Source organism: Actinomadura darangshiensis (assembly GCF_004349235.1).
Taxonomy (GTDB): Bacteria; Actinomycetota; Actinomycetes; order Streptosporangiales; family Streptosporangiaceae; genus Spirillospora; species Spirillospora darangshiensis.
Map to the genome: position 1 here is coordinate 23,065 of NZ_SMKY01000076.1, position 10,778 is coordinate 33,842.

Sequence of the window (10,778 nt, forward strand, 5' to 3'; positions counted from 1 at the left end):
CGCCTGACGCCGCCCAAGGCCTGACACTGCTCAGCCGCGCGCCGGAGGCTCCCGCCGGAGGAGGTAGGTGTCCATGATCCACCCCTTGCGGGCGCGGGCCTCGGCGCGGACGGCGCGGATCTCGTCCGCGACCTCCCCGACCGGGCCCTCGATGAGGATCTCGTCGGGCGTGCCGAGGTAGGCGCCCCAGTAGATGCGGAAGCCGTCGCCGGCCTCGGCGAACGAGCAGTGCGCGTCCAGCATGACGACGACGTCGTCGGCGGTGGCGCCCTCGGCGGCGAGGCGGCGGCCCGTGGTGATGTGGACGGGCCGCCCCACCTGCGTGAGCCCGACGCGGTGCCGGGCGGTGAGCGCGGAGACGCTGCTGATGCCGGGGATCACCTCGCACTCGAACTCGGCGTCGACCTCGTCCAGCGCGGCGAGCGTGCTGTCGTAGACGCCGGGATCGCCCCAGACGAGAAACGCGCCGGTCTGCCCGTCCTTCAGCTCGTCCTCGATGAACGACCGGTAGATGCGGGCGCGGCGGGAGCGCCAGTCCTCGACGGCTTCGGTGTAGGCGGCGGCGGTGCGGTCACGCTCGGGATCTCGGGCCTCGACGATGCGGTACGGGCGGCGGCCGTGCTGCGCGATCAGGTCGTGCCGCAGCCCGGCCAGGTCGTGCTTGGCCTCGCCCTTGTCGACGAGGAGGAACACGTCGGCGGCGGCGATGGCCTTCGCCGCCTGGAACGTCAGGTGATCGGGGTCGCCCGCCCCGATCCCGATGATCGAAAGCCGCTTCACCGGAGCAAGTCTGCCAGCGATAGACTCGGCGCCGCATTTCACCCCCGAGGAGGCCCGTGGACACGAGTGTCATCACCGTCGTGGGGATCGGAGCCGACGGTTGGGACGGGCTCTCCGAGGACGCGCGTGAGGCGCTGCGTGCGGCGGACGTGCTGTTCGGCAACGACCGGCAGCTCGGCCTCGTCCCGGTCGAGGAGCCGGAGCGGGTCGCCTGGCCGTCGCCCCTGTTGCCCGCGCTGCCGGGCCTGATCGAGCGGTACGCCGACCGCCGGATCGCCGTCCTGGCCAGCGGCGACCCCATGTTCCACGGCATCGGGTCCACCCTCGCCGGGATGCTCGGCCCCGACCGGCTCCGGGTCCTGCCGCACCCGTCGTCGGCGTCGCTCGCGTGCGCCCGGCTCGGCTGGCCGCTGGACCGGGTGGACGTCGTCAGCATCGTGGGCCGTCCCGCCGCGGCACTGAACGCGGTCATCGCCCCCGGGCGCCGCATCCTCGTCCTCGGCGCGGGACGCGAAGCCCCGATCATCGTCGCCGCGGTGCTGTCCGGCCGCGGCTTCGGACCCAGCCGGATGACCGCCCTGGGCGACCTGGGCTCGGTCGAGGAGACCACCCAGCACGGCGTCGCGGAGGAGTGGACGGAGCCCGCCGCGTCCCCGCTCACCCTCACCGCCGTCGAGTGCGTCCCCGGCCCGGACGCGGCGCCGCTGCCCCGCACCGCCGGGCTTCCCGACGACGCCTTCGAGCACGACGGGCAGATCACCAGGAGCGAGGTCCGCGCGGTCACGCTGTCCCGCCTGGCCCCGCTGCCCGGCGAGCTGCTCTGGGACGTCGGCGCCGGCTCCGGCAGCATCGCGATCGAGTGGGCGCGGGCGCACCCGGCCTGCGAGGCCATCGCGATCGAGAGCAACACGAAACGGGCCGAGCGGATCGCCGCCAACGCGGTCGCGCTCGGCGTGCCCCGCGTCCAGGTCGTCGAGGGCGAGGCACCGGACGCGCTGAAGGGCCTTGCCGAGCCCGACGCCGTCTTCATCGGCGGCGGCTTCACCGTCCCGGGCCTGCTCGAACGCTGCTGGGACGCGCTGAAGCCGGGCGGACGCCTCGTCGCCAACGCCGTCACCCTCGAATCCGAGGCCAAGGCGGCCGAGTACCGCAGGTCCCACGGCGGCGAACTGATCCGCGTCGGCATCGAGCGCGCCGGGCCGCTCGGCGGGTTCACGGCTTGGCGTCCCGCGCTGGCCGTCACCCTCTGGACGGTGCGGAAGGACCCGGAATGACGGTGTTCTTCGTCGGCGCCGGCCCTGGCGCCGCCGATCTGATCACCGTCCGGGGGTTGCGCGTCCTGGAGTCTGCGCCGGTTTGCCTGTACGCGGGATCGCTGGTTCCTCGCGAACTGCTGGACGCCTGCCCTTCCGGCGCTCGTCTTGTCGACACCGCTGACATGACCCTGGACGCGATTCTCGCCGAACTGATCGCCGCCCACGACGATGGGCTGGACGTCGCGCGCCTGCATTCGGGCGACCCGTCGGTGTTCAGCGCGGTCGCGGAGCAGATGCGGCGGCTGGACGCGGTGGATGTGCCTTATGAGGTCGTGCCGGGCGTTCCGGCGTTCGCCGCGGCGGCCGCGTCGTTGGGACGGGAGCTGACGGTGCCGGGGGTCGGGCAGACCGTGATCCTGACCCGGACCGCTGTGCGCGCCACTCCGATGCCGGACGGCGAAGACCTCGCGACGCTTGGTGCGAGCGGCGCCACGATGGTGCTGCATCTGGCCGTCCAGCGCATCGACGAGGTGGCGGCCGAGTTGCTGCCTCACTATGGCGCGGACTGCCCGGTCGCGGTGGTTGCGCGCGCCAGCCGTCCGGACGAGGTGATTCTGCGCGGCACCCTCGCCGACATCGCCGATCTTGTACGCGAGGCGGGAGTGAAGCGCACGGCCGTGATCGTCGTCGGGCGCGTTCTGACGGCGTCGGCGTTTCCCGACAGCCACCTCTACAGCGCCGAGCGGGACCGGGCGTGCGGCGCGTCCTGATCCTGGGCGGGACGGCGGAGGCGCGTGCCCTCGCGGCCTCCTTGGTGGATGTTCATGTCGTGTCGTCGCTCGCTGGGCGCGTGTCCGACCCGCGCCTGCCGGTCGGTGAGGTGCACATCGGAGGGTTCGGCGGCGCTGAGGGGCTGGCGGTCTGGCTTCGCGACCACCGGATCGACCGTTTTGTGGACGCGACGCACCCGTTTGCGGAAACGATGAGCGCCTCGGCCGCACGTGCTTCGGAGCTGGCGGGTGTGCCGCTGCTCGCGTTGCGCCGCCCCGGCTGGTCTGAGGAGGACGGCGACGACTGGCAACGCGTTCCGTCGTTGGCCGCCGCTGTGGGCGTCCTTCCGTCTGGCGCCCGCGTCTTCCTCACCACGGGCCGCCGCAGCATCCCGGTGTTCGCCGCCCGGACGGACGCATGGTTCCTCGCGCGGTCGGTCGACCCGCCGGAGCCGCCCGTCCCGTCCAACGTGCAGGTGCTGCTGGCTCGCGGCCCCTACACGGTGGACGGTGAGCGCGCGCTGATCCGCGGTCACCGACTGGAAGTGCTGGTCACCAAGGACAGCGGCGGCACGCTGACCCGCGCGAAGCTCGTCGCCGCCCGCGAGACCGGGCTCCCAGTCGTCATGGTGGACCGCCCACGTCTACCGGAGAACGTCCGGACCACGGACGACGTCGAGGCCGCCGCTGCCTGGGCTCAGGGATAGCGGCGCGGCGTGTAGACGACGCCCTGGTCGGTGATCTTGGTGGTCGACGATCCGATGATGAGCAGGCAGCGCATGTCGACGTCGTCGGGGTCCAGCTTGCCGAGCGTCGTCACCGTGATGCTCTCCTCGGGGCCGCCGACATCGCGGCCGATCACGACCGGCGTCTCGGGGGAGCGGTGCTCCAGCAGCAGATCGCGCGCCGCCGGGAGCTGATGCTTCCGGCGGCTGGACGACGGGTTGTAGAGGGCCACCACCAGATCGGCCTCGGCGGCGGCTTCCAACCGCCGGACGATCACGCCCCACGGCTTGAGGATGTCCGACAGCGACAGGACGCAGAAGTCGTGCCCCAGCGGTGCGCCCACCCGCGCCGCGACGGCCTGCGCCGCGGTCAATCCTGGCACGACCTGTACTGGCACGCCTGCGAACTCGTCCTCGTCCGCCACCTCCAGCACGGCCGCCGCCATCGCGAACACACCAGGATCGCCGGACGAGACGACGGCCACCCGCGCCCCATCCTGCGCGAGCGTCAGCGCGAGCCGCGCCCGGTCGGCCTCCACCCGGTTACCGGACGAATGCCGCTGCTGACGCGGGTTCGCGGGAACCCGGTCCAGGTAGGGGCCGTAGCCGACGAGATCGGTGGCGGACGCGAGGGCGTCCTGCGCCTCCGGGGTGAGCCAGGGCCGTCCGGCCGGGCCGAGCCCGACGACCGTGACCGCGCCGGCGTCCTGCGGCCGTTCCGGAGGTGGCGCGTTGAAGGAGGTCTCCGCCGGGCTCGTCAGCAGGGCAAGGGACATGTACGGGACGTCCGCCGGATCAACGTCGGCGAGCGGCACGACCCGCTGCCGGGCGGACGAGGCACGCTCGACATACCAGGCGTCACCGAGCCGTCCGGCGTCCTCGAATGCCTGCCTGACCTTGGTGAACGTCCGCCCGAGCTTGAGGACGGCCGCCGCGTCGGTGCCGCGCAGCCGCTCGGCCAGCTCGTCGCCGGGCAGCGTGCCCGGCAGGACGGTCAACGTCTCCTCACGCTCGACCAGCGGACGCCCGGCCGCCGCCGACGCCGCACTCAGCGACGTCACGCCCGGCACCACCTCGGTCGGATAGTGAGGTGCGAGCCGCTTGTGGAGGTGCATGTACGACCCGTAGAACAGCGGATCGCCCTCGCTCAGCACCACGACCGTCCGCCCAGCGTCGAGGTGGACGGCAAGCCGGGCGGCGCAGTCGGCGTAAAACTCGTCCAGCGCCCCCTGGTAGCCACCCGGATGACCGGTCGTCTCCGTCGTCACGGGGTAGACGAGCTGCTCCTCCACCTGACCGTCCCGCAGGTACGGTTCGGCGACCGACCGGGCGATGCTGCGCCCGTGCCGTGCGCAATGAAAGGCGACCACGTCGGCGGTCTCGATGAGCCGCGCAGCCTTGACCGTGACCAGTTCCGGGTCACCAGGGCCGACGCCGACTCCGTACAGCCGTCCCGTCATCACTCCGCCTCACTGGCGATCGCGTTGACCGCCGCCGCCGTCATCGCGCTGCCGCCGCGCCGTCCGCGCACCACCAGATGATCGAGCCCGCTCGCGGCGAGCGCCTCCTTCGACTCGGCCGCGCCGATGAACCCGACCGGGATCCCAAGAACGGCGGCCGGACGGACCGCGCCCGCCTCGACCATCTCCAGCAACCGGAACAAGGCGGTCGGTGCGTTGCCGATCGCGACCACTGCCCCGTCCAGCCGGTCGCGCCAAAGCTCCAACGCCGCCGCGCTGCGCGTCGTACCGAGCCGCGCCGCCAACTCGGGCACCTCCGGCTCGGCCAGCGTGCAGACGACGTCATTGTCAGCGGGCAACCGCTTCCGCGTGATCCCGGACGCGACCATCCGCGCATCGCACAAGATCGGCGCGCCGCCCAGCAATGCCGCCCGCGCCCGCTCGACGACACCCTCTGACCACGCCAGATCGCTGACGAGGTCGGTCATGCCGCACGCGTGGATCATCCGCACCGCGACCCGCGCCACGTCGTCCGGCAGGCCGGCGAGGTCGGCCTCGGCGCGGATGGTGGCGAACGACCGGCGGTAGATCTCCGCACCGTCACGGACGTAATCGATCACTCTTGCTCCTCCGCCATCTTCAACACGACAGGACCACGGGGCATCCCGCAGCGCCGCTCACACCCCGCCCAATGGACGGGCGTCTCGGGCGCACCGTCCAGCCCGCCCACCCAGCGCCGAGCCTCACCCTGCACGTCACCCCGCGACTTCGCGCACCCGGGGCTCCCCGTGCACGCGGTGACCCCGACCCAAGGCGAATCCGGGTCGGTAGCGAACCCAGCCGAGTCGAGCCGTGCCGCGATACGGCGCGCATCCACCAAAACCAGGTCCCGGACGACCACGCTGCGCCATGGCGTCACCCTGACTTCGTCCGCGACCTCGGCGAGCGCCTCGGCCTGAGTCCCCGAAATTCGTCCGAGCGGCGGCACAACCTCCAACGCGACCCGCCCGTCCCGCTGCTCAACAAGACCTGCGTGCGGACGCGGAGGCGCGGCTACGCCTGCGACATCCACCAGCGTCCCGCCGAGCTCCGCGGCAATGCGCTGCGGAGCATCCGGCACCTCGACCAGACGCCAGGCATCACCGCGAACATTAAGGAAGAGCTCGGCCGCCGCAACCATCACCCCGACCGGATCGTCGGACGGCAGGACGAGCCGCGCCCCGGCCAGTAGAAGACCGTCGGAAGTGTGCGTGAGATCCGCATGCAGGGACGCGACGTCACCGGTGCCGTCATCGAACGCGAACAGGAACCGTCCTGGCAGCCCGCCCAGGCGAGGACGAGCACAAAGCGCCCGGTCAAGCTCCGCGACGAGCGAATCTGTCTCAAGGACGCCATGCCGGCCGCGTCCGCCCAGCGGCGATGCAACGATATTGCGCACCCGCTCATGATCCGGAGACGGCAGCAGCCCGACCTCCGCGATCCGCTGTGCGAACACCGCCGGATCGCGGACACCGCGCACTTGGAGGTTCCCACGGGACGTCAACTCGATGACGTCCAACCCCACCTCATGGGCGGCAGCTCCGAGCACCTTGAGCTGCGCAGACGACACCGCGCCGCCCGGCACCCGGACACGCGCCAGCGGCCCGTCGGCAGCATCATGGGTCTGCAACGCCCCAGGACAAGCGTCAGCACGCGCACGTCCCACGGCATGGACATTCGGCACGATGAGGATGTTAGCCACACCTTGCGGACACGCCACACTGCCGTACAGGTTCGCGTTACCTGGTGCGCACTCCCTCAGATGCGCTCGCGCGAGATCGTTCAGGGCACCTTGCGTGCCAGCATCCGCCTGGTTCCCACCTGGCCCGCAGCCGTACCGGTCACCTGTCACCGCCGCTAGCGATGTCGTGTACGCCCACCGCCTCGGACGCCTACGAGGCCGCCGCATTTCATCCCATGACCTACCGACTCCGCCGACTGTCGGCGGAGCGCTTCCCAGTGGATCAACGCCTGCATGCTGTCGGCCTCTCTGGACCGACACCCCTAAGACGGAATTACCGCAACGGAGTCGGCCGGACTCCTCTTACGGTCGCCCTATGGGTGGCCTCGTGGCCATTCTGCCGGCCCCGCCTCGGCGCCTCAAACGGGGCAGCCGACCACTGTCGGCCCGTCCCGTCTCCTCTCGGCGCTATGCTTTCCTCTAGCCCTGTCCAAGATCACCGTGGAGGACCCCATGGCAACGCCGTTGCACCATGGCGACCCGCAACAGCTCGGCCGATATCGCCTCACGGGCCGCCTAGGACAGGGCGGGATGGGAACGGTCTACCTTGGTCAAGATGAGCACAACCAGCAGGTAGCCGTTAAGGTCATCAACGTCACCCTTGCGAGCAACTCAGTCTTCCATCAGCATTTTCGTCGTGAAGTCGAGGCAGCCCGCAAGGTGCGCCCGTTCTGCACCGCCCCTATACTTGACGCTTCCCTCGACCGACACCTCCTTTACGTTGTGACCGAGTACATCCCGGGTCCGACCCTTACCGAAGCTGTTGCAGACAGCGGACCTCTCAGGGGCGCGGACCTGGCCGGGCTCGCCTTAGGCGTCGCTACCGCGCTAGCCGACATCCATGACGCTGGCATCGTTCATCGTGATCTGAAACCCTCCAATGTCCTACTGTCCGGTGTCGGACCGCGAGTCATCGACTTCGGGCTAGCAAAGGCCCACACACAAGCGAGTGCCACTCACGATAGAATTGTCGGGACTCTCGCCTACCAGGCGCCAGAGATCATGGCGGGAAGACTCGTCACGCCAGCGTCCGACGTGTTTTCCTGGGGCGGCCTTGTAGCCTACGCCAGCACTGGCCACGCCCCTTTTAGCGGCACCTCACTCTCCGAGGTCCTATTCCATGTCGCAAACGACCCGCCACGCTTGGATGGCCTAGACTCGAGCCTGTATGAGATTGTCGCTCAATCGCTCAGTAGAGATCCGGCTGCACGCCCACCGGTCGCTGAAATCGTACGCCGTCTCACGAGCGGGGCAGGTCAATCTGTCGCCTCTCCGCCGCCACCATCACCGCTCAGCGCACCAAACGGCAACGAGGCGAGGCATCGTCCGATTCCATCCGTTCCACCAGCGCTGAGTCTCTTCCTCGCTGTCTGCCTTCTCATGATATTTGTTGGAGGCGGATACGTCGTCATTTCATTGTATCGACAGAATGGGACTGAGGGGTCGAAAGAGGGTTCCCTTCCGGGCTCAACAGCCTTCACCAATTCCCCGTCATCATTGCCATACAGCCCCTCCGGCAAACCCACTTCTTCGACTGCCCAAACACCTGATCCTGTCGAGGATTACGGAGACGTTCCCTCGCAATTCATCGGCCGATGGACCGGCGTAATCACACACCACGACACAGACGAAGAAACCTTCTCGGCACTAATCACCATAACCGGCGGAAAACTTACGCAGCAGATAGGGCAGAGCGAATATTCATCAGCGGGATGCCATGGGACGCTCAAGCTCGTTTCCGCTGCTAAATCCCGCCTTATCGTTGAGGAGCATATAGGCCGGGGCGGCTGCAAGAAGATAATTATCATTACGCTGACACATCGGAAGCCGCAGTCACTCCTATACGAGTACAACCAAGATAGCGTCCATGGAGAAGGCGGCCTAAGTCTGGCTTGAGCGATGGTTCGGCACCAGTTGCCACCACGTTAGACAACGCCATATCCACTCTAGGGGGCCATATCGCGCCCACCTTAGCCATATCCAGCTGAATATCAACTCGGCGGTGAATACAAACACTCCCACTGAGATTGCCGTTCCATACCTTGGCGCTGTTTCCAGGTCTATAAGATGGCTCACGCCAATGATTAGTACTGTCGCACCGATGTACCCTGTCAACGCTATGCGACCCACCGGCGCGAGACGCCGCAGCACAGCCCATCCGCCGCGTGCGCGGAATATCAGCATGATGGTGGTTACATAAGCGCCAGCAGTGGCGAGACCTGCTGAGGATGCCAGTCGTGATCCTGTATCTGCGTTGCTGGCTACTTGCCAAACATCGAGGCACAGGGCTAGCAAAACGACCGCAAGTGCTGTGATGGCAAGGTTCCGGAAGCGCGCCTCTGTCGCCCTTTTGATGTTGAACCGTTGTGCGCTCAGTCCGAGCAGGAATACTCCCGGAATAATCCAAGTGCCGCCACCCGCCGCAACCCCCGCCAGCGCACCGAGGACACCCGTAACTGCGACCGCGCGCACCGGAAGGAAGGAGGCGGGCAGCAATACAACAATTCCAACAACAGCGTAGCTCACCAAAACCTCGTCCGGTTCCAGTGTCCGGTGCAACATGCCGAAGGGAACCAGGAACCCCAGGCGGGCCAGCATCGCGAGCCGTGGGTGTCTCGTTCTGTCCTTGACCGCGTCGAGGAAAAGTCCGAAGCTCACGCCGAACAGGAATGAGAAGATCGGAAAGAATCTCTGATGCAACAGTGTTTCGAACGCCCAGAACGCCGGGCCCGGATTGCCCACTCCTGTGGGCATATTGGAAGTCCCCACAGTGTTGACAATCGAGATACCAAGTAGCGCGAACCCACGTAGAACATCAACCTCGGTATTACGCGATAACACTACACCCCGGCGAGCGCGAACCCGGTCGGACGCTGGCTCTTCCAGCGGTGTCAGCACGTGCCCTCCTCGTATCACGGCGGTACGAGAACCACGACACCACACACCGCCCAACTTCGCGACCCGTAGGACCTACGCCAGGTCCGAGACGCCCCACTTCGCACCCGCCAGAACCTTGCCAAACGGCCACTCCGGTAGGAGTTCTTCACCGTTCACCCCCAACTCACCGTCGAACGAGGACATCTCACCCGCTTCCCAACGCGGCACCGCCAGCACAAGGTTCTCGCTGCTACCCCTCCCCCTTTGCGCAGCCGCCAAGTGCCGCCGGCGATCCGCGCGAAACTGACGCCGGGCCAGTAGTTGCACCGGGTACCGCACCATGCACCGAGCTAAGGGTCAAACCACACGCGGTCTCACTTTCGTCTCCTCTGCCAACCCACAGGCCGCACTGGGGTTGCGGCCAACACCCCGACACCACTTGAGGCTGAATTGCCGCGATGCGCTGGCGAACTCCTTCACGGCGGCTCTTCGGGGTGGCTACGATATTCTGCCTGCCCCAACCCACCGGGGAGTTTCACCTAAGCCGGGACTACGCCGCCTATGGCGGGAACGGAGCAACCGCGCGGCGCCAGGACGTAAGCCGCCGGGTTCCCTGCTCTTACTCCGAGCCCGATCCCTCTGATATTCCCGCATTCTCCTGGTCCGTGGCGGCCTGGTGGTGGCGTGTGGGTGACGGTGCTGGTGGCGGCTCGGCGGCTGCGGGTCGAGATCCAGGACGACGGGAGTTCGCAGGGGCGTTCCTTGATCCCGGCTCAGGGCGCTGGATGGGTGAGTCCGGGCGGGGGCTCATGGTGAATGGGCTGGCCGACAAGTGGGGCTCCGTTCAAGGTGTGGAGGGATGCCACATGGTGTGGTTCGAGTCGTCCGATGAAGGGGCAGGGCGCAGCCGTGTGGGTGTCGCGCGGGGCGCGGACGGTGTTGCGTCGGCCGAGATCGGGTGCGAAGGGCCAGGAAGAGTGCCAGATCGTCCGGCTGAATCCGGAGGCGGTCCTTCTCTTCGCGAGTCTGGGGCCGGAGGGACGCAAAGCGTTCGAGATGTTCCTGGGCGAGGCGAGGCGAGGCGAGGCGAGGCGTGGAGTTGGCGGGGGGCTCGCCGCGATGGAAGGCTC

General features: G+C 68.2%; 10 protein-coding genes. 5 read left to right on the forward strand and 5 right to left on the reverse strand.

The window, feature by feature from the left end:
• Positions 1-30: 30 nt before the first annotated feature.
• Positions 31-780 (reverse strand): precorrin-6A synthase (deacetylating), encoded by a 750-nt coding sequence (gene cobF, locus E1293_RS18460; protein ID WP_207938917.1) that lies wholly within the window; start codon positions 778-780, stop codon positions 31-33.
• Positions 781-836: 56 nt separating this feature from the next.
• On the opposite strand from cobF, the gene cbiE reads away from it, so the two are divergent.
• Genes cbiE through E1293_RS18475 form a run of 3 tightly spaced genes read left to right on the forward strand, consistent with a single transcriptional unit; the run spans position 837 to position 3,513 of the window.
• Positions 837-2,054 carry a precorrin-6y C5,15-methyltransferase (decarboxylating) subunit CbiE gene (gene cbiE, locus E1293_RS18465; RefSeq protein WP_132198662.1) on the forward strand — a complete coding sequence of 406 codons (1,218 nt, stop codon included), beginning with the start codon at positions 837-839 and terminating at the stop codon, positions 2,052-2,054.
• The gene (gene cobM / locus E1293_RS18470; protein WP_132198663.1) at positions 2,051-2,806 is read left to right on the forward strand and encodes a precorrin-4 C(11)-methyltransferase; all 756 of its coding nucleotides are present in this window, start codon (positions 2,051-2,053) and stop codon (positions 2,804-2,806) included. The genes cbiE and cobM overlap by 4 nt, the downstream gene beginning before the upstream one ends.
• On the forward strand, positions 2,791-3,513 hold the full coding sequence (locus E1293_RS18475) for a cobalt-precorrin-6A reductase (RefSeq protein WP_132198664.1): 723 nt from the start codon (positions 2,791-2,793) through the stop codon (positions 3,511-3,513). The genes cobM and E1293_RS18475 overlap by 16 nt, the downstream gene beginning before the upstream one ends.
• Here E1293_RS18475 and E1293_RS18480 read toward each other — a convergent pair.
• From E1293_RS18480 to E1293_RS18490, 3 genes are read right to left on the reverse strand one after another with little or no spacing between them, the layout of a single operon-like run.
• On the reverse strand, positions 3,504-4,991 hold the full coding sequence (locus E1293_RS18480; RefSeq protein ID WP_132198665.1) for a precorrin-2 C(20)-methyltransferase: 1,488 nt from the start codon (positions 4,989-4,991) through the stop codon (positions 3,504-3,506). The genes E1293_RS18475 and E1293_RS18480 overlap by 10 nt on opposite strands.
• Entirely contained in the window at positions 4,991-5,611 is a 621-nt protein-coding gene (locus E1293_RS18485; RefSeq protein ID WP_132198666.1) for a precorrin-8X methylmutase, read from the reverse strand. Before E1293_RS18485 ends, E1293_RS18480 begins: the two co-directional genes overlap by 1 nt.
• Positions 5,608-6,660 (reverse strand): precorrin-3B synthase, encoded by a 1,053-nt coding sequence (locus E1293_RS18490; protein ID WP_207938918.1) that lies wholly within the window; start codon positions 6,658-6,660, stop codon positions 5,608-5,610. Before E1293_RS18490 ends, E1293_RS18485 begins: the two co-directional genes overlap by 4 nt.
• Before the next feature lie 564 nt (positions 6,661-7,224).
• Here E1293_RS18490 and E1293_RS18495 point away from each other — a divergent pair.
• The gene (locus tag E1293_RS18495) at positions 7,225-8,667 is read left to right on the forward strand and encodes a serine/threonine-protein kinase (RefSeq protein ID WP_132198668.1); all 1,443 of its coding nucleotides are present in this window, start codon (positions 7,225-7,227) and stop codon (positions 8,665-8,667) included.
• On the opposite strand, the gene E1293_RS18500 is transcribed toward E1293_RS18495, so the two are convergent.
• Positions 8,653-9,669, reverse strand: coding sequence for a DUF418 domain-containing protein (locus E1293_RS18500; RefSeq protein WP_132198669.1), 1,017 nt, complete (start codon positions 9,667-9,669; stop codon positions 8,653-8,655). The genes E1293_RS18495 and E1293_RS18500 overlap by 15 nt on opposite strands.
• Before the next feature lie 867 nt (positions 9,670-10,536).
• On the opposite strand from E1293_RS18500, the gene E1293_RS48625 reads away from it, so the two are divergent.
• Positions 10,537-10,778, forward strand: a 242-nt coding sequence (locus tag E1293_RS48625; protein WP_207938919.1) for a hypothetical protein, incomplete at its 3' end; no start/stop codon positions are given.